Origin of the sequence: Corynebacterium tuberculostearicum (genome assembly GCF_046097255.1) — a bacterium.
Classification (GTDB): Bacteria; Actinomycetota; Actinomycetes; order Mycobacteriales; family Mycobacteriaceae; genus Corynebacterium; species Corynebacterium tuberculostearicum_J.
In genome coordinates, this window is sequence record NZ_CP175770.1 from 932,332 (window position 1) to 953,872 (window position 21,541).

Annotated in this window: 20 protein-coding genes and 1 tRNA gene; 8 read left to right on the plus strand and 13 right to left on the minus strand. The window is 63.9% G+C overall.

Features of this window, described 5'->3' with window-relative positions; genetic code table 11:
* Positions 1-9: 9 nt before the first annotated feature.
* The 5 genes from ACKFRY_RS04430 to ACKFRY_RS04450 form a co-directional block, all read right to left on the minus strand.
* Positions 10-1,020 (minus strand): HNH endonuclease signature motif containing protein, encoded by a 1,011-nt coding sequence (locus tag ACKFRY_RS04430; RefSeq protein WP_408923290.1) that lies wholly within the window; start codon positions 1,018-1,020, stop codon positions 10-12.
* Between the two features lie 170 nt (positions 1,021-1,190).
* Positions 1,191-1,919 carry an alpha/beta hydrolase family esterase gene (locus ACKFRY_RS04435; RefSeq protein WP_408923291.1) on the minus strand — a complete coding sequence of 243 codons (729 nt, stop codon included), beginning with the start codon at positions 1,917-1,919 and terminating at the stop codon, positions 1,191-1,193.
* A gap of 11 nt (positions 1,920-1,930) precedes the next feature.
* Positions 1,931-2,845 (minus strand): metal ABC transporter permease, encoded by a 915-nt coding sequence (locus ACKFRY_RS04440; protein ID WP_200435754.1) that lies wholly within the window; start codon positions 2,843-2,845, stop codon positions 1,931-1,933.
* Positions 2,823-3,524: a metal ABC transporter ATP-binding protein gene (locus ACKFRY_RS04445; RefSeq protein ID WP_200435755.1), complete on the minus strand. Its 702-nt coding sequence runs from the start codon at positions 3,522-3,524 to the stop codon at positions 2,823-2,825. Before ACKFRY_RS04445 ends, ACKFRY_RS04440 begins: the two co-directional genes overlap by 23 nt.
* Positions 3,524-4,489 (minus strand): metal ABC transporter solute-binding protein, Zn/Mn family, encoded by a 966-nt coding sequence (locus ACKFRY_RS04450; protein ID WP_408923292.1) that lies wholly within the window; start codon positions 4,487-4,489, stop codon positions 3,524-3,526. The genes ACKFRY_RS04445 and ACKFRY_RS04450 overlap by 1 nt, the downstream gene beginning before the upstream one ends.
* 80 nt (positions 4,490-4,569) lie before the next feature.
* On the opposite strand from ACKFRY_RS04450, the gene ACKFRY_RS04455 reads away from it, so the two are divergent.
* The gene (locus ACKFRY_RS04455) at positions 4,570-5,667 is read left to right on the plus strand and encodes a LacI family DNA-binding transcriptional regulator (RefSeq protein ID WP_408923410.1); all 1,098 of its coding nucleotides are present in this window, start codon (positions 4,570-4,572) and stop codon (positions 5,665-5,667) included.
* Positions 5,668-5,693: 26 nt separating this feature from the next.
* Here ACKFRY_RS04455 and otsB read toward each other — a convergent pair whose 3' ends face one another.
* The 5 genes from otsB to thrE form a co-directional block, all read right to left on the minus strand.
* Positions 5,694-6,476, minus strand: a complete 783-nt coding sequence (gene otsB / locus ACKFRY_RS04460) for a trehalose-phosphatase (RefSeq protein WP_200435758.1) — start codon at positions 6,474-6,476, stop codon at positions 5,694-5,696.
* 18 nt (positions 6,477-6,494) lie between these two features.
* Positions 6,495-7,016, minus strand: coding sequence for an META domain-containing protein (locus tag ACKFRY_RS04465; RefSeq protein WP_005325746.1), 522 nt, complete (start codon positions 7,014-7,016; stop codon positions 6,495-6,497).
* Positions 7,013-8,455, minus strand: a complete 1,443-nt coding sequence (locus ACKFRY_RS04470; protein ID WP_408921872.1) for a trehalose-6-phosphate synthase — start codon at positions 8,453-8,455, stop codon at positions 7,013-7,015. The genes ACKFRY_RS04465 and ACKFRY_RS04470 overlap by 4 nt, the downstream gene beginning before the upstream one ends.
* Positions 8,456-8,469: 14 nt before the next feature.
* Positions 8,470-8,841 (minus strand): hypothetical protein, encoded by a 372-nt coding sequence (locus ACKFRY_RS04475; RefSeq protein ID WP_005329985.1) that lies wholly within the window; start codon positions 8,839-8,841, stop codon positions 8,470-8,472.
* An 86-nt stretch (positions 8,842-8,927) separates the two neighbouring features.
* Positions 8,928-10,664 carry a threonine/serine exporter ThrE gene (gene thrE, locus ACKFRY_RS04480; protein WP_200435760.1) on the minus strand — a complete coding sequence of 579 codons (1,737 nt, stop codon included), beginning with the start codon at positions 10,662-10,664 and terminating at the stop codon, positions 8,928-8,930.
* Positions 10,665-10,814: 150 nt separating this feature from the next.
* Here thrE and ACKFRY_RS04485 point away from each other — a divergent pair.
* Positions 10,815-10,887, plus strand: a tRNA-Thr gene (locus ACKFRY_RS04485).
* A 28-nt stretch (positions 10,888-10,915) separates the two neighbouring features.
* On the opposite strand, the gene ACKFRY_RS04490 is transcribed toward ACKFRY_RS04485, so the two are convergent.
* Together ACKFRY_RS04490 and ACKFRY_RS04495 are read right to left on the minus strand one after the other, a co-directional pair.
* Positions 10,916-11,470, minus strand: coding sequence for a TetR/AcrR family transcriptional regulator (locus tag ACKFRY_RS04490; protein ID WP_005329996.1), 555 nt, complete (start codon positions 11,468-11,470; stop codon positions 10,916-10,918).
* Positions 11,436-12,947 (minus strand): MFS transporter, encoded by a 1,512-nt coding sequence (locus ACKFRY_RS04495; protein WP_408923293.1) that lies wholly within the window; start codon positions 12,945-12,947, stop codon positions 11,436-11,438. The genes ACKFRY_RS04490 and ACKFRY_RS04495 overlap by 35 nt, the downstream gene beginning before the upstream one ends.
* 182 nt (positions 12,948-13,129) lie before the next feature.
* Here ACKFRY_RS04495 and ACKFRY_RS04500 point away from each other — a divergent pair, with 182 nt between their 5' ends.
* From ACKFRY_RS04500 to ACKFRY_RS04510, 3 genes are all read left to right on the plus strand, one after another.
* Positions 13,130-14,875 (plus strand): pyruvate dehydrogenase, encoded by a 1,746-nt coding sequence (locus tag ACKFRY_RS04500; protein ID WP_200435761.1) that lies wholly within the window; start codon positions 13,130-13,132, stop codon positions 14,873-14,875.
* Between the two features lie 186 nt (positions 14,876-15,061).
* The gene (locus tag ACKFRY_RS04505) at positions 15,062-15,766 is read left to right on the plus strand and encodes a response regulator transcription factor (protein ID WP_005330000.1); all 705 of its coding nucleotides are present in this window, start codon (positions 15,062-15,064) and stop codon (positions 15,764-15,766) included.
* A 12-nt stretch (positions 15,767-15,778) separates the two neighbouring features.
* Complete coding sequence (locus ACKFRY_RS04510) at positions 15,779-17,284, plus strand: sensor histidine kinase (RefSeq protein WP_408923411.1); 1,506 nt, start codon at positions 15,779-15,781, stop codon at positions 17,282-17,284.
* On the opposite strand, the gene ACKFRY_RS04515 is transcribed toward ACKFRY_RS04510, so the two are convergent.
* Positions 17,281-17,709 (minus strand): HIT family protein, encoded by a 429-nt coding sequence (locus ACKFRY_RS04515; protein WP_005330004.1) that lies wholly within the window; start codon positions 17,707-17,709, stop codon positions 17,281-17,283. The genes ACKFRY_RS04510 and ACKFRY_RS04515 overlap by 4 nt on opposite strands.
* Before the next feature lie 35 nt (positions 17,710-17,744).
* Here ACKFRY_RS04515 and purD point away from each other — a divergent pair, with 35 nt between their 5' ends.
* The 3 genes from purD to ACKFRY_RS04530 all read left to right on the plus strand — a co-directional run bounded on the left by purD (position 17,745) and on the right by ACKFRY_RS04530 (position 21,501).
* Entirely contained in the window at positions 17,745-19,019 is a 1,275-nt protein-coding gene (gene purD, locus ACKFRY_RS04520; RefSeq protein ID WP_408923294.1) for a phosphoribosylamine--glycine ligase, read from the plus strand.
* A gap of 41 nt (positions 19,020-19,060) precedes the next feature.
* On the plus strand, positions 19,061-20,491 hold the full coding sequence (purB, locus tag ACKFRY_RS04525; protein ID WP_005325782.1) for an adenylosuccinate lyase: 1,431 nt from the start codon (positions 19,061-19,063) through the stop codon (positions 20,489-20,491).
* A 116-nt stretch (positions 20,492-20,607) separates the two neighbouring features.
* On the plus strand, positions 20,608-21,501 hold the full coding sequence (locus ACKFRY_RS04530) for a phosphoribosylaminoimidazolesuccinocarboxamide synthase (protein WP_408923295.1): 894 nt from the start codon (positions 20,608-20,610) through the stop codon (positions 21,499-21,501).
* The last annotated feature ends 40 nt before the right edge of the window (positions 21,502-21,541 follow it).

Sequence of the window (21,541 nt, forward strand, 5' to 3'; positions counted from 1 at the left end):
GCGAGGTTTCTAGCCGCTTTCCGCCCAGGGCGGCAGCCACTTAATGGTTCCATCCACCCTGGCCAGGCGGCCGCGCAGCGGCGGGGCGTTAGGGTCATCGTCGTTGACGCCGTTGTGGTACGGACAGGCGATGGTGAGGTTTTCGGGGTTGGTCTCGCCGCCGTGGCGCCACGCGGTGAGGTGGTGGACTTGGCATTCATCGGCGGGGTAATTGCACTGCGGCCACGGGCAGGTGGGATTTTCCGCGGCGGCCATGGTGCGCTGCTTCGGCGAGGCGAGCCGCTCGGTGCGGTACAGGTTCACCGGGCCTTTCACGGGGTGGATCAGAGTCACATAGCCGTGCGCGGTAAAGGCGCGACGCACTAGGTCCGCGCCGGTTATCCGGGCACCATTGGTCAGCTGCAGGGTGATGTCATCGCCCGCGGTGTCGACGACGCGATCGAGCTCGTCCAGGCGCAGCACCACATTTGTGGTCACGGTCGTAGGGGAAGTCGCGGCGGTGCCTTGAAAAATCTTGCGCACCGAATCGAGTGGGGCGTCCTTATCGAGCGCGGCGTGCATATCCGCGATGTCCGCAGACTTGCCGGTAATCGTCATGGTCCACGGCCCATCGGCGCGGCGGTAGAGCTTGACACCGGGCTTGCGTTGCGGTGGGCCTTTAATCTCACGCACGCGCTGGCGCCCCTGCTTGTCGACGTCCGACGCATCCCCCTTCATCCCACATAGCTCCCGTCGCAGCGCCCAGGCCTGGCGCTTACTCTTCAGCTTGGTGGCGTGGCGCTCGATGGCCAGCAGCGCGGTGAGGCTGTGCTCGTTGGTGCGGGCCGCGGTGATGGATCCGCGCTGGAGGCGGCTAAAGGCGGTGGGGCCGAAGTAGGTATCGGCGAGGGCAAGCAGGCGGGCGGCGGTGGTGTCGGGGCAGCCGGCGTCGATAAGCGCGCGCTTAGTAAGGCCGTGGCAGTCGGCGATAATGTCCATGCCGGCGGCCAGGCCTGTCAAGAATTTCTGTAGCGCGTTCACGGCTCCACACGTTAAGTGCGGGTGCACGCCGGCGCGCGGTGCGTGGCGCGCAGCTGTGGATAACTAGGCCTGCGCGTCGTCGAGGCCGAAGAACTCACGGACTTTATCCACAGCGCGGAAGGAATCCGTATTTGGGCCTATGCGTGGGTCGGTTTTCATGCTAGAGGGAATCACGTGGCCGAGGCCCTCCATGGTCCACAGCTCGACGGGGAAATCGCCGTCGTATGCGGTGGCGGTGACATCCGCGGTGGGGTGGTAGTCGCGGGGTGGCTGGCAGCCATTGGCCAGCGCGAAGTGCTCGGCGGTGGCCGGGGCGGAAAGCACACGGCCGCGGGTGCGCTCGGCGTCCAGCCCGGCGACCCCGCCCTCGTATGGCGCGTACGGGTCGGCGGTGCCGTGGAAAACAGCAGCGGCGTGGGCCGGTAGCCGGCCGGGTTGCTGGGCGCGTGGTTATCGCCCTCGCCCAGGGTGGAGGCGAAGATGCAAGCGCGGGTGAGGGCAAAGGGTGCGTCGAAAAGCAAGCGGAGCACCATCTGCCCGCCGTTGGAATAGCCGCAGGCAAAGGTACGGGCGGTGCCGAATTCGCGCTGCATCTCCTCGACGAGGTAGGCGGCGAAGGCAACGTCGTCCACGTTCTCCGCGCGGGCGGTGACGGGCAGGATGCTGCGGCAATCGTTGAAATGGCGGTCGACGCCGTCGGGGTAGACGAGGACGGTATTGGTGGCGTCGGCAAGCTCGTCGAAGGTGCCGTTAGTAAAGCGGCGCATCACGCTGCCGGATTGCAGCGAGCCGTGGAAGAAGAGCAGGAGGTCCGGGCGCGGGCCGGGGTTATCCGGTGCGATGACGAGGAAACGGCGGGTGCGGCCATCCACATCCGCGGTGCGGCGGTGTACGTGCATAGCCGTCCAGTCTAGTCGGCGTGGTGCTCTTCGGCGGTGCTGTGGCAGTCGGCGTGGAAGCGCTTTGCGGCGACCTCGTCGCGCACCGCCTTTTTATTGCGCTGCCAGCCAATGAGGCGGCACACCAGGTAAATGACAAAAGAAATCGTGGTAACAAAGACCGAGACCGGAAGGCCGGGCGCGAGCGATAAGACAAAGCCACCGACGGCCGAGACCTCGGCGAAAATGGTGGCCCACATGACCGCGCGCAGGGGCGAGGAGGTAATCTGCACGGCCGCCGCACCCGGGGTAATGAGCAGCGCCATGACGAGCAGCGAGCCGACGATTTGTACCGACTGCGCGGCCGCCAAGCCTACGAGCACGGCGAAGGCGACGGAAATGAAGCGGGTGGGTACGCCGGCGGCCTGGGCCATGACTGGGTCGGCCGAGGCGAAGAGCATGGGCCGCCACAGGATGGTGACGGCGGCGAGGATGACCACGGTGGTTGCGGCCAAAAGCCATACCGAGGCGGAAGAGACGCCGACGATCTGGCCGGTCAGCAGCGTCATCGCGGTATTCGCGTTGCCGGGGTAGAGGTGCAAAAACAGCACCGAGAGGCCCAAGCCAAAGCTCATGACCACGCCGATGGCGCTATCTTGCTGGCCTTTGAAGCCCAGCACGGCGAGGATGATGGCGGCCACGATGGCGCCGGCCACGGCGCCGAAGCCGAGGTTGAGGCCGAAGAGCAGCGCGGCCGAGGCGCCCATGAGCGCGAGCTCGGAGGTGGCGTGGACGGAAAAGGACATCTGGCGCAGCACGATGAGCGAGGTCATCACGCCGGACAGGATGCCCAGCAGCGCGGAGGCGATAAGCGAGGACTGCACAAAGTCCACGCTGAGCAGGTACTGGGTGTCTTCCATAAAGCTAGACAACGATGAGCCTCCCATCGACGTTTAAGACGTTCACCTTGGAACCGTAGAGCTCGGAAAGGACATCGGAGCGCATAACCTCATCTACCGTGCCGAAGGTATGGCCGCCGGGGGCGAGGTAGAGCACCTTATCGGTCACGCCGAGCACCGGGTTGATGCCGTGGGTGACGAACATGATGGAGGTGCCGCGTTCGCGGCGCAGCGCATCTAGCTTGTCCACGGTGTCCTGCTGGCGCGCCGGGTCGAGCGAGAGCAGCGGCTCGTCGGCGAGGATGAGCTCGGGGTCGTTGGCTAGCGCTTGGGCTTGGCGGATGAGCTGCTGCTGGCCGCCGGAAAGCTGGCCGACGCGGCGGTCGCGCAGGCCGGTGGCACCGACCTCGGAGAGGAGCTCGTCGACGCGATGGCGGGGCGGGCGGCGGCGTCGGAAAGCGCCGTGTGCCAGGGAGAGCGAGACTAAGTCGCGGGCGCGCAGGGGCAGGTCGGCCGGGAACATGCGTTGTTGCGGGATGAAGCCGACGCGGCAGTTAACGTCGACGCTGCCGGCCGTGAGCTTGCGGGTGCCCAAGATGGTGCCGAGCAGGGTGGATTTGCCCACGCCATTGGGGCCCAAAACGGCGATAAACTCGCCGCGGTCAACGGCGAGGTTAAGGCTGGACCACAGCGGGGCAACCGCTGCGTCATGAAAGTGGATGAGCACTAGAGCTTCCCCAGGGAATCGGTGACCTCGTCATAGTAGGTCCAGAATGCCTTCCCATCCGGCGGGGTCTCGCCGATTTCGACGATAGAGACGTCCGCATCCTCCGCGGCGGACTTGATGCGGCCGGCGGTATCGGTTTCGGTCTGCGGGTTAAAGATGAGCAGGTCTACCTTGTCTTCCTTGATGGCCTTGGTGAAAGCGGCGAGGTCGGCCGCGGTGGGCTCGCCCTCAGAAATGGTGGCCTTGCGGTAGCCCTCCGGGGTGACGTCCTTGCCGGAGGTGTACTTCATGATGTAGTCCGCAATCGGCTCGGTCTGCGCGTAGGAGAGGTCGCCCGGCAGTTCCTTGAGCTTGTCGCGCAGGCGGTCGACGTGGGAGTCCACGCGCTCGGTGCTGGCGTTCGCATCGGTATTGAGCTCGTTGATCTGGTCAGCGATACTTCTTGCGACCTCGTCGAGCGCGGCCGGGTCGTACCAAATGTGCTCGTTGCCCTCGATGTTGGTGACCTTCTCCGGGTCCTTCTTGGCGGTGGCCTTGGCGGCGTCGATGGTCATGACATTGGGGTCATCGGCCAGCTTGCCGTGATCAGTCAGCGGCAGGGCGGAGACGATATTGTCCTGGTCGGAGACGGCCTGGTAAATCCAGGAATCGTAGCCGCCGCCGTTGACCACGAGCAGGTCCGCGTCCTCGGCCTTGGCGATATCGGCCGCAGAAGGCTCGAAGTGGTGCGGGTCAACGCCGTTGCCCTCGACGATGGGCTTGACCTCGATGTCCACGCCGGAGGCGGTATCGGCCACGGCTTGGGCGACGTCGGCCCAGATGGAGGTGGACGCGACGATGGAGATCTTCTTCTGGGCGCCCGGCTCGGCGGCCGAGTCCTCGGTGTCGGAGGAGCAGGCGGTGGCGGTCAGCAGGAGGCCACCGGCCGCGAGGAGGGCTGCGGATGCGCGAAGTGAGGTATGCATAGTTTCCAGTGTGCGTTTGATGGGAACCATTGTCAATTGAATATGTATTGAAAATACGGCCGCGGGGTATGCTTGCGGTCATGGTGAAACGCAGCCCCACCCGCAAGACGCTGGCCTCGCTGGCCGCCGAGCTGGGTGTGTCGCGCACGACGGTATCCAATGCCTATAGTCGGCCGGACCAGCTTTCGACCGCAACGCGCGAGCGCATCCTGGCGGCGGCGAAGGCGCGCGGGTACCCCGGGCCGGACCCCACGGCCCGCAGCCTGCGCACCCGTCGCGCGGGCTCGGTGGGCGTGCTGCTGACCGAGCACCTCTCCTACGCCTTCGAGGATATGGCCTCGGTAGATTTCTTGGCTGGAATGGCAGAGGCCTCGGCCGGCGCGCAGACCACGCTCACCCTCATCCCGGCCGGCCCGGAGGGCGAGGCGGAGGCGGCCAGCCTGGTGGGCTCGGCCGCGGTGGATGGCTTTGTGGTCTACTCCGTCGCGGCCGGGGATGCCTACCTGGAGGCGGCGCGCGGCCGCGGGCTGCCGGTGGTGGTCTGCGATCAGCCGACGGATTCGGGCCTGCCGTTCGTGGGCATCGATGACCGCGCGGCGATTGCCCCGGCCGCCCGCGCGCTGGTGGAGGCCGGCCACCGCAAGATCGGCGTGCTGGCGATTCGCCTCAAACGCGAGCGCCACGATGGTCCCATTTCGTGGGGTGAGCTGCAGGGCGCCGATATGCACGTGCAGCGCGCCCGGGTCATGGGTGCCATGGACGTCTTTGCGCAGGCGGGCATCGCGCCGGAGACCGTGCCCGTGGTTACCCAGCACATCAACGATGCGCACACCACGCGAGCGGCCGCGCAGTTGCTTCTCGACGCCCACCCTGACCTCACCGCCGTTCTGTGCACCACCGACTCCATGGCGCTGGGCGTGATGACCTATGCGCGCGAGCGGGGCATCGACGTCCCCGGCGAGCTGTCCGTTACCGGCTTCGACGGCATTGATGCGGCGCAGCGCCTTGGCTTGACGACGATCGTCCAGCCCAATAAGGCCAAGGGCGCGGCCGCCGGCCACATGCTCGCCAAGCTTATCGCCGGCGCGGAGGGCTCGGACGCGAGCGAAGCCGCGATGCTACGGCGCGTGCTGCAGACCAGCTTCGCGGCCGGGCGGACGGTGGCTCCGCCGCGCTAGGTGCCGCTTCGCTAGGCAGCGGCGCGTTAGGCAGCGCCGCCGTTGTCGGGGCGGCCGACATGGGCCGCGCGGGCGGCGGCGAGCTCGGTGAGGAAGTGGGCGACGGCGTCGACGTCGGCAAGCTGCACTACGGCCGACGTATCGCCCTCGCCGACCTTGACGCCAACGTCTGGCGGCTGGTGCAGGGCGCGGAAACCGTCCTCATCGGTGACGTCATCGCCCAAGAAGACCATGGCGGTGGCTCCGGTGCGCTCGCGCAGGTTCTCAATCCACGTGCCCTTGGTGGCCTGGGTGGCGGAGAACTCCACCACGGACTTGCCGGCCGTGCGGGGGAAGCCGCCCGGATCGAGCGCGAGGGCGGCTTCATAGGCTTGGGCGGCAGCTTCTGGATCGGAATCCTCGAGCGCGCGCAGGTGCAATACGCGCTGGAAGGGTTTGACCTCGATATCCGCGCCGGGGAAGCGCTCCATGATCGCGCGGATCTCGGCTTCCTTGGTGGCGAGGTGCTCGCGCATCGCGGGGGTCAGTTCCGTGTCCTCCCACGAGGACTCGGCGCCGTGGGAGCCGCCGAAGAGAACGGGCTCGCGCAGAGGGCACACGCGCTTGAGGCCTTCGAGGTGGCGGCCGGAGAGCACGGCCGCGGTGGTGTCCGGCAGGTGGGCCAGTTTATCCAGGGCGCGCAGTGATTCCTGGTTCATTTCGACCTCATAGATGGCCGTGGCGAAGGGGGAGAGCGTGCCGTCGAAATCCGAGACCACCGCGAGGTGCTCGGCGGCGGCAAGGGCCTTGATGGCAGTTGAAAGCGTCATGGCTTATAGCCTACGCAACTAACCGCCGAGGGAAACCAACTTGATAGACGGCGAGTCCACCTCATCGGTGACCAGTTCTAAGACCAGTTGGTTATTGGAATTGACGGTGTAGTGAAAATCGTGGTCCGCGGAAATCAGGTTGCGCAGCAGGTTATCGGCCCACACGGACGCGCCGTGGCAATCTTCGGCGGTCTCGTCAAACTCCACCTCATCGAAGTGGAGGCGGTTGCCCTCGCGGATGTTTTGGCGCTCATCATCGGCGGAATAGGTCACCTTGCCCACCATTTGGGCGCACCCGGTGGTGCCCACCATCGTGGATTGGCCAAAACTCAACGTGGGTGCCTGCGGGATGGATTCCGGGATGGTGGAGGCGGCATCCGGGGTGGTGTTGATGGAGACTACCTGCCACTGCTTATCCAAGATCTGCTCATCGCCAGGGGCTTGGGGCTCCTCGTCGCCGGAGCCGCAGCCGGCCAGTAATGCGGCGGCGCAGGTCGCGGCAATGGGCACTGCGGCCAGGCGGGGAAAGCGAGACATCATGCGCCCGCCTCCTGTTCTTCTGCTTGGCGCAGGCAGCCCAGGAAGGACTGGGACCATAGCTGCACGTCGTGCTCGGTGACCTGCTGGTGCATGGTGAGCATGCGCTGGGTCATGGTGGAGGGGGCGTCGTCAAGCGCCTTGAGCGCATTGAGCAAGGCGGCCTTGACGGACTCGATATCGAAGGGATTGCACAGGTAGGCCTGGTTGAGCTCATCGGCCGCGCCGGCGAACTCGGAGAGCACCAGCGCGCCCGAGCCATCGTCGTGGCAGGCCACGTATTCCTTGGCTACCAGGTTCATGCCGTCCTTGAAGGGGGTCACCAGCATGACATCGGCCATGCGGTAGTAGCAGCGCAGGAGACTCTTGGCCACGCCGCGGTGCTGGTAGTGCACCACCGGGTGACCTACGCGGGCGAAGCGCCCGTTGATGCGGCCAACGGCTTCTTCCACCTTGGAGCGGGTGGCCTTGTAATGGTCGAGGCGCTCGCGCGACGGCGTGGCGAGCTGCACCAGCGTCACCTCCTCCGGGTCGAGCGCGCCGGTGTCCAGCAGCTCCTCAAAGGCGGTCAGCCGCTGCAGGATGCCTTTGGTGTAATCGAGGCGATCCACGCCCAAGATAATGCGCCTGGGCGAGCCCAGCTCTTCGCGCAGCTTGGCGACGTCCCCCTTCTCCTCCCCAGTGAATGCGGCAAAGTCCTTCGCGGCGATGGAAATGGGGAAGGCGCCCACGCCGATGGTGCGCCCCTGCGGCAGGCGAATATGCGCGGTGACCTCGCGGGTGCTGGCCTCGCCTTGTACGTCGAGGCCCTGGCGGCGGGCAAGCTCCAAGAAGTTGCGGGCATTGGCCTCCAGGTGGAAGCCGATGAGATCCGCGCCAAGCAGCCCGCGCACGAGCTCCTCGCGCCAGGGCAGCTGGCGGAAGAGATCGGCGGAAGGGAAGGGGATGTGCAGGAAAAATCCGATGGTGAGATCCGGGCGCTTCTGGCGCAGGATGCCAGGCAAAAGCTGCAGCTGGTAGTCCTGTACCCACACGGTGGCGCCTTCGGCGGCGACCTCGGCTACCTCGTCTGCAAAACGCAGGTTGACCTCGCGATAGGCGTGCCACCAATCGCGGTCATAGGTAGGGGTGACGATGAGATCGTGGTAGAGCGGCCACAAGGTGGCATTAGAAAAACCCTCATAAAAGCCCTCGAAATCGGACTCGGTGAGCTTGACTGGGTGCAGCAGCACGCCGGTATCGGTGCGGAAGGGCTCTGGCGCGGCATCGGCCACACCGGGCCAGCCCACCCAGCATCCCTGGTGTGATTCGAGGACTGGAGACAATGCGGTGACCAGACCGCCCGGCGAGGGCGTCCAGGTATGGCTGCCATCGGGCCGGGTTTCCAGATCTACCGGCAGGCGGTTGGCCACCACCACGAAGTCATTGCCACGCTCACTCATGGTGCAAGAATAACTTAAGACTTCTTAGTGGACTTCTTCGTTGCCTTCTTGGAGGCCTTCTTCGTCGCCTTTTTGGTGGCCTTCTTTGTAGCCTTCTTGGTCGACTTCTTCGTCGATTTCTTGGTGGACTTCTTAGTCGACTTCTTCGTGGCCTTCTTGCTGGATTTCTTGGTCGACTTCTTGGGAGCGGCATCGGCTTGCTCCGCCAGCACCTTCTTGTGCACCAGGCCCTTTGGCTCCACGCCCAGCATGGACATCAGGGTCACGCCGTCGAGGAAGTCCTGCGCATAGGTGGCCACGATGCGGCGGGCTGCGCGGGAGGTCTCCTCCTCAAGGGCGTGATTCTGGTCAGCCTGTGGGTGGGTGTCTTGGACCTTGGGTGGCACGACGTGTCCTCCTGAACGTTGTGGAAACTACTTAAGCGCTTGCAAGAAAAGCTATCAGAGCAAATATTGTACGCTACCGGCGGCGTTTAGGGCCGCTCGGGTCCGGATTCGGTGCCCGGTTGCTCCGGTTTCTGGGCACGAAAGGTTTCGGTGCCGGGCACGGTATAGGTGGTCTTCTCGCGCTGCTGCGGCTGCGCCGGCCACTGGGAATCTTCCGGCCACAGGTCCGCGGCCGAGCGGGTATGCGGCGCATGGTTTTGGGCCTCGTGGCGCGGGTGCTGCTGCGGCGGCTTCGGCCCGAGCTTGGGTGGTAACTCCGGGCGATTGACGCGCGGGGCAAACGGGGACATCGGCACGCGCGGGATGCGCGGGGCCTTGCGGGCCAAGTGCGTGGCCTTATGGAAGGAGAAGCGGCCGATGCGCTTGAAGGTGGTGTACGGGCGGAAGTACTGCGGGCGGCGCAGGCGGCGAGCCACACGCTCGCCCAGTACTACGCCGGCGGCCAGGGCGCCGGAGATGGCCAGCGCCATCGCCATATTGGTAAAGCCGGTAATCATCTGCTCATTGAGAGAGGCGTACATGCCGCGGTAGAGCATGAGGCCGGGCAGCATCGGCGTATAGCCCACGATCATGGTGATAAGCGGCGGAATTCCCCAGCGGCGCGACATCAAACCGCCGGCGAGGCCAACGACCACCGCGGAAAGACCAGAGGCAATCACCGGGCCGACGCCGAAGGGCACCACCACGAAGTAATAGAAAATCATGCCGGCTGCGGCCGTAAGGCCAGACATGGTGATCTCAATCCAGGCTGCGCCGCAGGCCAGCGCAAAGGCAGCAGAACCCGTGCCGCCGAGCAGCACTAGCAGTGGAATTTCGTGGTAGACCGGTGGGGCCAGCGTGGCCAGCGGCGGCAGGTTAAAGCCCAGCGAATCGGCCAGCTGGATGCCCACACCGACGCCGGCGATGATGGCGCCGGTAGATAGCAGCGCCTCAAAGAAGCGGGCGGAGGAGGTAACGGGGGCGCGCGTGATGCCGTCGACAAGCGATTGCACCAACGTCAGCCCCGCCACCAGCACGATGATGCCGGAGGCAATGATCTGCGTGGGCGAGAAATTAATGCCGAAGGAGGCTGCGACGTTGTACAAAATGGCGGCCGGGAAGACGGCGAAAAAGCCGCCGACCACATTCTGATAGAAGGGCGGCAGGCGGTAATTAGCCAACCAGGAGTTCAGGCCCATGATGAACGCGGAGACCACAAACGCCACCACGCCGACGAGCAGGTCGCCGCCAAGCATCATGGAAATCAGGCCACCCATCGCGCCCCAGCCGAGCATCACCGTGGACGGCTTATAGGGCGCTGGCATGCGGTCGATCTCGTCTAGGCGCTGCTCCGCCATGGCCGGCGGCATCTGGCCGGAGTGGATGGAGCGAATGAGCTTATCGACGGCCGCGAGCTTAGAAAAATCCACGCCAATGCTCGGTACCACGCGGAAGACGTGCAGGTTTTTGCGCTGCTCGCCGGTGCCAATGGTGGTGTGGATGGTGATGGTATTCATCAAGATGTCTACGTGGCAGTAGTGCAAACCATACGACGACGCTGCCAGGTGGACCTGGGCGCGCGCATCCGAGTTGGCGGTGCCGGCTCCGATGAGGATTTCACCAATGCGAGCGGCGATCTCCATAACGCCGGTGACCTGAGCAGCGTCGGTCAGATCGACCGGGGCGAGTGGTGATGGCGGCGGTGCGGCTTTAGCCGCGTCGATGATGGCTACCTGGCCCGAGGAAGCGCGTAGGCGCTCCCGCATAGCGGACAAAAATGACACGGAAATAACCCTCGAAAAGCGCTGGGAATGTGGGAAAGATTCTGCCTGAACTTTAGCCCCTGCACCCTGTCAATGCATAGATGGGGGACCGGCTTTCCCCTCGGCGGCGGTGCTCGGGTACTATGCAACGAGCGGGATTTCTCCCGCGGTGCTGGAGTGGCGCAATTGGTAGCGCAACGCACTTGTAATGCGTAGGTTGCGAGTTCAAGTCTCGTCTCCAGCTCAAAAGGAGGCTGGGCCCCGGCGTGGGCCTAGCCTTCGGTGGTTTTCGAGGGGGCGTCGATAAGCCGAAAAAGCCGGTCGACCATGCGCTGGCGATTGGCGGGGGACAGCTTGCGCTGGTTGAGGTGATCGTGCACCCACAGGCCGGTACTAAGAAGCATGATCAGCAGATTATCCTCGTCCGTCTCGGCGGCGGAAGGATCGACCATCCAGCGCGCATCCACCTCGGCCCACTGGGCGGAAAAATCCGGGTGGGTCTGGGAATGTACACACATCAACAGCTTGATGAGCGGATCATTTTTGCCCATCGACAATACGAGCGCGCGGGAACGCTCGGCCCAGCTGAGCTCGCTTGCCGGGTGGCCGCCGGCCAGCTTCTCGAGTTCTGCTTCCCAGCGTGCGGCGCAAAATCCATGGCAGTTTACGAGCAGATCATGGCGGGTAGGGAAGTGATAAATGAGTCCGGACTTGGACATGCCGGTCGCCTGCGCCAGGGATTCGTAGGTCAAGCCAGAGACGTCCTCGGCGGCGATGATGTCGAGCGCAGCTTCAAGGGCTGCGGTCTTTTTGTTGAGTCGCGGCATAGGGATCTCCTGATTTCGGGTTATCGCGGAAACACCAGGCGGTTATCGCGGCTAGGAGCAAGGCGAAGCAAGCTAGGCCGCCGATGGTGGAAAGATATCCGGCATTGTAGGCGCTCGCGGCGGCCGCGTGGGAAGCGGGGTGATGCAGCGCGTCGGTACCCAGTTCCGCGAGGTGGGGCGGCAGTTCGCGGGCCATGAGTAGCGGCACGAGGGTGCCGGTCAGTGCAATGGAGATCAGGGTGCCGAATTCATAGGAAACCGCTTCTACACCAGATGCCATGCCGGTGCGATGCAGGGGAGCGGCATTGATGATGGCGGTGGAGGACACGGACATGGCCAGGCCCGCGCCTAGGCCGGTGAGCACTAGGGCGGAGACGAGTAGGGGAAGCGTCTCGCCCCGGCTCACCACCACCAGGGCCATGCCGGCGGCCATGAGCAAGAATCCGCCGCTAATGAGTGGGAGGAACCCCACGCGGTGCAAGGTGGCACCACCCAGGATGGAGGTAGGGATGGCAGACAGCGCCATGGCGGAGATGATGAGGCCGGCGTGGAGGGGTGAGAGGGCGTCGACAAGCTGCAGCTTTTGGGTACTCACCAGCTCCAGGCCGGAGAGGCCGAACATGGCGCCGCCGGCCGTTAGGGACCCGCCGCTGAAGATGCGGGAGCTAAAGATATCGAAGGTCAGCAGGGGATCTGACAAGCGAGCCTGGCGGCGGCCAAAGGCGAGCGCGCCGCAGATGAAGACGATGCCTGCGGCGGCGCTCACCGGCCAATTGTGTGCCAGGGATTTAATGGCCAGCACCAGGCTGGCGAGAGTGATAAGGGAATACAGGGACGAAGGGAGGTCCCAGTGTTTTAGGGGGTTCGGAGCGTTTGGCGGGGCAAGGAGCCAGGTCAGCACAATGGCCACGACCACAACCGGGACATTGAGCAAAAAGACCGAGCCCCACCAGAAATGCTCCAAAAAGAAGCCGCCCACGGTGGGGCCAGCCGCCGCGCCGATGACGGCGACAGAACCCCAGATGCCAATGGCCGTGTTGCGCTCCACCTCATCGGGAAAGGTCAGGCGGATTAGCGCTAGGCTCGACGGCATCATGATGGCGGCGCCGCAGCCCAGGAAGGCGCGGCCTACAACCAGCGTCCAGGCGCTGGGGGAATAAGCGGCGAGCAGGGAAGCGCCGCCGAAGACGGCCAAGCCGATGAGGAACATCCGCCGGTGGCCGGTGCGATCGCCCAGCGTGCCGGCGCCAAGAAGGAGGCCGGAGAGCACCAACGCGTAGGCGTTGATAATCCAGAGTTGCTGGGTATCGGTGGTGTGCAATTGCTGCGATAGCTGCGGCAATGCGGTGTAGAGGATGGAATTATCCAGCCCAACCATGAGTAACCCCAGAGAGATGACGGCGCAGAAAGACCACCGCTGGGCGGCCGTGGAGGCCGCAGCGGCGTGGTCTTGTGCGCGGGGCGGGTGGATACTCATAGCGCAGTAAACAGTACCAAACAGTACCGAACGGTCGTTGCAGTTTGCAGCTCAAGATAGGTTAGTATTACCTTCCTCACAGCTGGGCGCAGTGTGTGAGTGTATAAGAGAACAGTGGACTTTACTGCGGTCTAAGTAGCACAGTGGTATTAACACCAATTAAGAGTTAAGGATGATTTTTAATGGCACGTAACTATGCAGAACAGCTAGTTGACACCCTGGAAAAGCAGGGTGTCGAGCGCATTTATGGCCTCGTCGGTGACTCCCTGAACCCGATCGTGGATGCCGTTCGTCGCTCCTCCATCGAGTGGATTCACGTCCGCAACGAGGAAGCAGCAGCCTTCGCTGCCGAGGCAGATTCCCTGACCACCGGCAAGCTTGCTGTATGTGCCGCATCCTGCGGCCCGGGCAATACCCACCTGATCCAGGGCCTGTACGATGCCCACCGCAACGGCGCTAAGGTGCTGGCACTGGCTTCCCACATCCCATCCCGCCAGATCGGCTCCAAGTTCTTCCAGGAGACCCACCCAGAGGCAATCTTCCAGGAGTGCTCTGGCTACTGCGAGATGGTTAACTCCGCTGAGCAGGGCGGCGTTGTCCTGCACCACGCCATCCAGTCCACCATGGCCGGCAATGGCGTTTCCGTCCTGGTTATCCCGGGTGACGTTTCCATGCAGGACGCTGAGGATGACTCCTTCGTCGAGTCCAAGATCTCTGCTGGCCGCCCGGTCGTCTTCCCGGATCCGGCCGAGGCCGCTGCCCTGACCCAGGCCATCAATGAGGCTAAGTCCGTCACCCTCTTCGTTGGCGCCGGCGTCAAGGACGCCCGCGAGCAGGTGCTCAAGCTGGCGGAGAAGATCAAGGCTCCCATCGGCCACGCTCTGGGTGGCAAGATGTACATCCAGTACGAGAACCCGTTTGACGTAGGCATGAACGGCCTGCTGGGCTACGGTGCGGCACACGAGGCCACCCACGAGGCTGACCTGCTCATCCTGCTGGGTACCGACTTCCCGTACAACGACTTCCTGCCGGATGCCAACGTGGCACAGGTGGACATCAACGGCTCCCACATCGGCCGCCGCACCAAGATTTCTTACCCGGTCACCGGTGACGTAGCCGCCACCATCGAGAACATCTTGCCGCACGTGGATGAGAAGAAGGATCGCTCCTTCCTGGACAAGATGCTCAAGAAGCACTACGGCAAGCTGGAGCACGTCGTTGAGGCTTATACCTCCAACGTGGACAAGCACACCCCGATCCACCCAGAGTACATTGCAGACCTGATTGATAGGAACGCGGATGAAGATGCCATCTTCACCGTCGATACCGGCATGTGCAACGTGTGGGGCGCTCGCTACATCACCGCCAACGGCAAGCGCGAGCAGATCGGCTCCTTCCGCCACGGCACCATGGCCAACGCCCTGCCACAGGCACTGGGTGCACAGGCCGCTAACCCGGGCCGCCAGGTCATCACCTTCTCTGGTGACGGCGGACTGTCCATGCTGATGGGTGAGCTGCTCACCGTGAAGCTGCACAACCTGCCTATCAAGATGTTTGTGTTCAACAACTCTTCCCTGGGCATGGTCAAGCTGGAGATGCTGGTGCAGGGTCTGCCGGAGCACGAGACCGACCACGATTCCGTCAACTTTGCCAAGATTGCAGAGGCTTCCGGCATCAAGCACTTCCGCATCGAGGATCCGAAGGATGCACCGGAGCAGATCAAGAAGGCGCTGGCTTATAACGGCCCGGCTCTTATCGACGTCGTCACTGACCCCAACGCCCTCTCCCTGCCACCGACGCTGACCATCGAGCAGCTCATGGGCTTCTCCAAGGCTGCCACCCGCACCGTTCTGGACGGTGGCGTTGGCCAGATGATCACCATGGCAAAGTCCAACCTGCGCAATATCCCGCGCCCGCAGGACTTCTAAATAGCGCGCTGCGCTAGCTGCCACGCCCTTCCTCACCTGGGGAGGGGCGTGGTTTTCTTTTGCGCCGAGCAGGCCGAGCATCCACGTTCACAGGATTCAGGCAGAAACTCTTCAGTAGGCTGGAAAGCAAGCGTGCCATGATGACGTGTTAGAAAATCACAACCTTTAAGGGAGTCTGAGGAGAACATGGAAGACACTAAACTCGCCAAGGTTCTTGTCGTCGATGACGAACCCAATATTGTGGAGCTGCTTACCGTATCGCTGAAGTTCCAGGACTTCGAGGTTTACAGCGCCAATTCCGGTAACGAGGCGCTGCGCATTGCCCGCGAAGTAAACCCAGATGCCTACATCTTGGACGTCATGATGCCGGGTATGGATGGCTTCGAGCTGCTGGGCAAGCTGCGTCAAGAAGGCCTGGACGGCCCGGTGCTCTACCTCACCGCTAAGGACGGTGTGGACCAGCGCATCCACGGACTGACCATCGGCGCGGATGATTACGTGACCAAGCCATTTAGCCTGGAAGAAGTTATCACCCGCCTGCGCGTCATCATGCGCCGCGGTGGCGCGGCGGAAGAATCCACCAACGATGCCACCATGAGCTACGCGGATCTAACGCTCAATGATGACACCCATGAGGTCACCAAGGCCGGTGAGCTCATCGAGCTTTCGCCCACCGAGTTCAACCTCCTGCGCTACCTCATGCAAAACAAGGAAGTGGTGCTGTCTAAGTCCAAGATTTTGGACAACGTGTGGCACTACGATTTCGGCGGCGATGGCAACGTGGTCGAGTCCTATATCTCTTACCTTCGCCGCAAGATCGATACCGGCGAGACGCAGCTGATCCACACTGTGCGCGGCGTGGGTTATGTACTGCGCACCCCGCGCTCCTAAAGTGCTTAAGTGATGGAAGATTCACAGGAGACCCAGGACCAGGCGCCTGCACCGGCGGCGGCGCGCCCGCAGTCCATGTGGCATGAAGGCCTGGGCCAAGGCGAGGGGGAGAAAAAGTCCTCCAAGCGGCGGATGTTTTCCCAGATTCCCCAGGCAATGCCGCTGCGTACGTGGCTGGTCATCCTCCTCGTCGTGGTCTCCGGGCTCGGCATTACGGGCTCGTCCTTTGCGGTGAATTCCATCATGCGCAACGTGCTCTTCAATAACGTCGATGATGAGCTGCGCTCCGCGTCGACCACATGGGGGCGCGATATCAGCAATGACTTTTTCATCGGCGATCACACCAAGCGCCCGCCTACCGAATACGTGGTGCTGAACTACCTGCCCGATGGCACCATCCGCTACTCGGGACCATCGTCGACTACCCCGAATGCGGAGAAGATCCCGCTCGGCGGCTACCCCACCACCGTGGGTTCCATCGAGAACAACACCAAGTGGCGCGCGCTCGCCTTCGCGGATTCCAACGGCGTCATCACGGTCATTGCCAAGGATATGACCCACGAGAAGGAAATCCTGCACGGCCTAGCCATGGTCCAAGTGACCATTGCCGCCATCGCCCTGGCTGCCATTGCGGCCGTGGGTTTCTGGTTTATCCGCAGGGCGTTGCGGCCGCTGCGGGTGGTGGAAAAGACGGCGTCAGAAATCGCGGCAGGTGACCTAGACAAGCGAGTTCCCAAGTGGCCGTTGCACACCGAGGTGGGCCAGTTGGCCGCCGCACTCAATATCATGCTGGGGCAGCTGCAGCGCTCCGTCGTGCGCGCGCAGGAGAAAGAGGAACAGATGCGTCGCTTCGTCGGCGATGCCTCGCATGAGCTGCGCACGCCGCTGACCAGCCTGCGCGGCTATACCGAGCTCTATCGCTCGGGCGCCACCAAAGACGTGGATCTGGTCTTTTCTAAGATCGATGATGAGTCCAAGCGCATGTCCCTGCTGGTGGAGGACCTGTTGGCTCTTACCCGCGCCGAGGGGACGCGCCTAGACCTGCACCCCGTAGACCTGCTGGAGCTGGCCTTGTCTGTGGGCTCTTCCGCGCGTGCCGCCTTCCCCGGCCGCGAGATTAAGGTGGCCAATGATGCCAAGTCCATCCCGGTGGTCAATGGCGATGCCAGCCGCCTGCATCAGGTGCTGCTCAACCTGGTGACCAACGGCATCCGCCACGGCGGCGAGGATGCCGCGGTGACGCTGCGCCTGCGCCGCGAGGCCAATGATGTACTGGTCGATGTCAGCGATGATGGCAAGGGCATGTCCCAGGAAGATGCGGCGCATATCTTCGAGCGCTTTTACCGCGCCGATACCTCGCGCACCCGCGATACCGGCGGCTCCGGCCTGGGCTTGGCCATCGTCCACTCCCTAGTGGAGCAGCACGATGGCAGCATTAGCGTCGACTCCGAGCTCGGCCGCGGCACCACCTTTACGGTGCGCCTGCCCGCGCTTGCCGACGCCCCCTCTGAGACCTAGTCCTCCCGAACGCCGTCCTCGTTGCAGCCGAGGTGCTGACGGATGCGGGCGGCCGCCTCATCCATCGCGGCATCGTCTGTGTTATCGGCGTCGAAGGCCTTGGCAAAGTCATACTCTTCCATTTTCTCGGTGGGGAAGAGGTGGATGTGGGTATGCGGGACATCGAATCCGGCGATGATGTAGCCGGTGCGCGGGGTATCAAACGCGGTCTTGATAGCGCCGCCGATTTCCAGGGCGACCTCGTTGAGGTGGGCCCAGGTCTGTGGATCCAGGTCGGTCCACTTATCTACTTCCTCGATGGGCACGACCAGGGTGTGGCCGTAACGCAGCGGCTCGATGGAGAGGAAAGCCACGCAGGTCTCATCGCGGTAGACAAAGCGAGCGGGTAGTTCACCATTAATGATCTTTGTAAATACAGAAGCCATGTGTGCCAGGCTACCCGCTGGTTATGATGGTGGGCATGCGCATTCTCGTAATTGGTTCGGGCGGCCGTGAACACGCCCTTGTCAAGGGCCTGTCCGCCGACCCTAAGAGCACCGAAATCCACGCCGCGCCAGGCAGCGCGGCCATGTCCGCCCTCGCTACCGTCCACCCGGACTACTCCGAGGTAGATGACGCTAATCGCATGGTGGAGCTCGCCCAGAGCATCGCCGCGGACCTCGTTGTCATCGGACCTGAGGTTCCCCTCGTCGCCGGCGTGGCCGATGCCCTGCGCGCGGCCGGCATCGCTGTCTTCGGACCTAGCAAGGACGCAGCCCAGATCGAGGGATCCAAGGCTTTTGCCAAGGACGTCATGGAGTCCGCCGGCGTCAAAACCGCCCGCGCGGAACAGCTGCGCCCAGGTGCGGGCGAGGACGACATTGAGGCCGCGCTCGACCGCTTCGGCCCGCAGTTCGTGGTCAAAGACGACGGACTGGCCGGTGGCAAGGGGGTCGTGGTCACCCCGGACCGCGCCGCAGCCCGCGCCCACGTCGACGCCGTCCTCGCGGCCGGCAACCCGGTGCTGCTGGAATCCTTCCTCGACGGTCCCGAAGTCTCTCTCTTCTGCTTAGTCGATGGCGAGACCGTCGTCCCGCTGCTGCCAGCCCAGGATCACAAGCGTGCCTATGACAACGACGAGGGCCCCAATACCGGTGGCATGGGCGCCTACACCCCGCTGCCGTGGCTGCCGGAGGACGGCGTGCAGCGCATCGTGGACGAGGTCTGCACCCCTGTGGCCAAGGAGATGGCGCGCCGCGGCACCCCTTATTCCGGTCTGCTCTACGCCGGCCTGGCCTGGGGCGAAGAAGGCCCAGCCGTAGTCGAGTTCAACTGCCGCTTCGGCGACCCGGAGACCCAGGCAGTGCTCTCCCTGCTCAAGTCCCCGCTGGCTGAGGCCCTCCACGCCACGGCCACCGGCACCCTCTCCGAGCTCCCGCCGCTGGAATGGGAGGATGGCTTCGCCGTCATCATCGTCATGGCGGCCGAGGGCTACCCGGCTTCCCCGCGCAAGGGCGATGCCATTTCCGGCGCCGCCTTGGACAATCCGCAGCGCGTCCTCCATGCCGGCACCGTGCATACCGACGGCGCCTACCGCACCGCGGGCGGCCGCGTGCTCAGCGTGCTGGGCAAGGGCGCCACGCTTGCCGACGCCCGCGCAGACGCCTACGCCACCGTCGACGGCATCGAGTTTGCGGGTGGCTTTGTGCGCCGGGACATCGGCAAGCGAGCAGAAGACGGTGAGATTTCTCTCTAACCCTTCACCCCGCGGCGGGGCAGGCATGGAATAATAGCCACGTGGCTGAAAAGAAGAAGATTTCCAACGTCCTGTCCTCCCGCTATGCCTCCGCGGAGCTGTCCAATATCTGGAGCCCGGAGCATAAAATCATCTTGGAGCGCAAGCTCTGGATTGCGGTCATGCGCGCCCAGAAGGATCTGGGCGTAGACATCCCCGCCAAGGCCATCGATGCCTACGAGGCCGTGGTAGAGGACGTGAACCTCGAGTCCATCGCGGAGCGCGAGCGCGTCACCCGCCACGATGTGAAGGCCCGCATCGAAGAATTCAATGCGCTGGCCGGCTACGAGCACATTCACAAGGGCATGACCAGCCGCGATCTCACCGAGAACGTGGAGCAGCTGCAGATCCACACCTCGCTGGAGATCATCCGCGATAAGGCCATCGCAGTGGTCTCCCGCATCGGCCGCCACGCCGCCGAGTACCAGTCCCTGGTCATGGCGGGTCGCTCCCACAACGTCGCCGCGCAGGCCACCACCCTGGGCAAGCGCTTCGCTACGGCCGGCGATGAGATGCTGCTGGCCATCGAGCGCGTCGAAGATCTCTTGGCACGCTACCCGCTGCGCGGCATCAAGGGCCCGATGGGCACCTCCCAGGACATGCTCGATCTCATGGGCGGCTCCGAGGACAAGCTCGCCTCCCTGGAGACTGCCATCGCGGATTACCTGGGCTTCCACCGCATCTTCAATTCCGTGGGCCAGGTCTATCCGCGCTCCCTCGACTTCGACGCCATCTCCGCCCTGGTGGAGCTCGGCGCCGCTCCGTCCTCGCTGGCCACCACCATCCGCTTGATGGCCGGCAACGAGACCGTCACCGAGGGCTTCAAGGAGGGCCAGGTTGGCTCCTCCGCCATGCCGCACAAGATGAACGCCCGCTCCTGCGAACGCGTCGGCGGCTTGCAGGTCATTCTCCGCGGCTACCTCACCATGGCCGCGGACCTCGCTGGCCAGCAGTGGAACGAGGGCGATGTTTTCTGCTCCGTCGTCCGCCGCGTCGCGCTTCCCGACGCCTTCTTCGCCCTCGACGGCCAATTCGAAACCTTCCTCACCGTCCTCGACGAGTTCGGTGCCTTCCCGGCCATGATCGACCGCGAGCTGGAGCGCTACCTGCCCTTCCTGGCCACCACCCGCATCCTCATGGCGGCCGTGCGCGCCGGCGTGGGCCGCGAGACCGCCCACGAGGTCATCAAGGAAAACGCCGTGGCCGTCGCGCTCAATATGCGCGAAAACGGCGGCGAGCAGGACCTGGTCCAGCGCCTTGCTGCCGATGACCGCCTGCCCATGGACGAGTCCGACCTCGAGGCCGCCCTAGCCGATAAGCATGCCTTCATCGGCGCCGCCGAGTCCCAGGTCAGCCAGGTCCTTAACCGCATCAACGCACTGGTAGGCGAGCACCCCAAGGCCGCGGCCTACACCCCGGGCGAGATCCTCTAGCTCGCATTTTCCGGACCCCTTCGCAATTCGATCAAATAGCACCCGAATCCCGCGCGGATTTCGGGGCTTATTTGATCGAAACGTGCTCGCTACCCCTGGGCGCTAGAATGAAGGTCATGCGACCTGAGCTTTCTTCTTATACCCATCTTGCCTCCGGCAAGGTCCGCGATATCTACGATGTAGACGAGAACACCCTGTTGATGGTGGTTTCGGACCGCATCTCGGCCTACGACCATGCCCTCGAACCGGCCATCCCGGACAAGGGCCGCGTGCTGACCGCAACCTCGAAGTTCTTCTTCGACTCCATCGATTTCCCCAACCACCTGGCCGGCCCGCTCGATGATGAGCGCATCCCCGCCGAGTGCCTCGGCCGCGCGATGGTGGTCAAGAAGCTGGATATGCTGCCCTTCGAGTGCGTGGCCCGCGGCTTCCTCACCGGTTCAGGCTTGAAGGAGTACAAGGCCAACGGCACCGTCTGCGGTATCGAGCTGCCGGAGGGCCTAGTCGAGGCTTCCCGCCTGCCCGAGCCCATCTTCACCCCGGCCACCAAGGCGGAACAGGGCGAGCACGATGAGAACGTCTCCTTCGACTTGGTGGTGGACAAGCTGGGCGCCGAGCGCGCCGAGGAGCTGCGCGCGGCCACCCTTCGCATCTACTCCGAGGCCGCCGCGCTCGCGGAGGAGAAGGGCATTATCCTCGCCGATACCAAGTTCGAGTTCGGCCTAGACCAAGACGGCACCCTCGTGCTGGCCGATGAGGTCCTTACCCCAGATTCCTCCCGCTACTGGCCGGCCGATTCCTACGTGGAGGGCGAGGTCCAGCCGTCCTTCGACAAGCAATACGTGCGCAATTGGCTGACTTCTGACGCCTCCGGATGGGATCAAGCCGCCGACGGTACCCCGCCCCAGCTTCCCGACGACGTCGTTTCCGCCACCCGCCTGCGCTACATCGAGGCCTACGAGCGGCTTTCCGGCGAGCGCTTCGCGGACTTCCTCTCGCCCGAGGCCTAACTCCCCTTAGGCTTCCAGCCCTGGGGCGCCACGCGTACAG

Excerpts from the sequence above, each read along its gene's own strand:
- ACKFRY_RS04435 (WP_408923291.1), bottom strand. The coding sequence starts at position 1,919 with ATGCACGTACACCGCCGCACCGCGGATGTGGATGGCCGCACCCGCCGT.
- ACKFRY_RS04440 (WP_200435754.1), bottom strand. The coding sequence starts at position 2,845 with ATGGGAGGCTCATCGTTGTCTAGCTTTATGGAAGACACCCAGTACCTG.
- ACKFRY_RS04450 (WP_408923292.1), bottom strand. The coding sequence starts at position 4,489 with ATGCATACCTCACTTCGCGCATCCGCAGCCCTCCTCGCGGCCGGTGGC.
- ACKFRY_RS04455 (WP_408923410.1), top strand. The coding sequence starts at position 4,570 with ATGGTGAAACGCAGCCCCACCCGCAAGACGCTGGCCTCGCTGGCCGCC.
- otsB (WP_200435758.1), bottom strand. The coding sequence starts at position 6,476 with ATGACGCTTTCAACTGCCATCAAGGCCCTTGCCGCCGCCGAGCACCTC.
- ACKFRY_RS04465 (WP_005325746.1), bottom strand. The coding sequence starts at position 7,016 with ATGATGTCTCGCTTTCCCCGCCTGGCCGCAGTGCCCATTGCCGCGACC.
- ACKFRY_RS04470 (WP_408921872.1), bottom strand. The coding sequence starts at position 8,455 with ATGAGTGAGCGTGGCAATGACTTCGTGGTGGTGGCCAACCGCCTGCCG.
- ACKFRY_RS04490 (WP_005329996.1), bottom strand. The coding sequence starts at position 11,470 with ATGCCGCGACTCAACAAAAAGACCGCAGCCCTTGAAGCTGCGCTCGAC.
- ACKFRY_RS04495 (WP_408923293.1), bottom strand. The coding sequence starts at position 12,947 with ATGAGTATCCACCCGCCCCGCGCACAAGACCACGCCGCTGCGGCCTCC.
- ACKFRY_RS04500 (WP_200435761.1), top strand. The coding sequence starts at position 13,130 with ATGGCACGTAACTATGCAGAACAGCTAGTTGACACCCTGGAAAAGCAG.
- ACKFRY_RS04505 (WP_005330000.1), top strand. The coding sequence starts at position 15,062 with ATGGAAGACACTAAACTCGCCAAGGTTCTTGTCGTCGATGACGAACCC.
- ACKFRY_RS04510 (WP_408923411.1), top strand. The coding sequence starts at position 15,779 with ATGGAAGATTCACAGGAGACCCAGGACCAGGCGCCTGCACCGGCGGCG.
- ACKFRY_RS04515 (WP_005330004.1), bottom strand. The coding sequence starts at position 17,709 with ATGGCTTCTGTATTTACAAAGATCATTAATGGTGAACTACCCGCTCGC.
- purD (WP_408923294.1), top strand. The coding sequence starts at position 17,745 with ATGCGCATTCTCGTAATTGGTTCGGGCGGCCGTGAACACGCCCTTGTC.
- ACKFRY_RS04530 (WP_408923295.1), top strand. The coding sequence starts at position 20,608 with ATGCGACCTGAGCTTTCTTCTTATACCCATCTTGCCTCCGGCAAGGTC.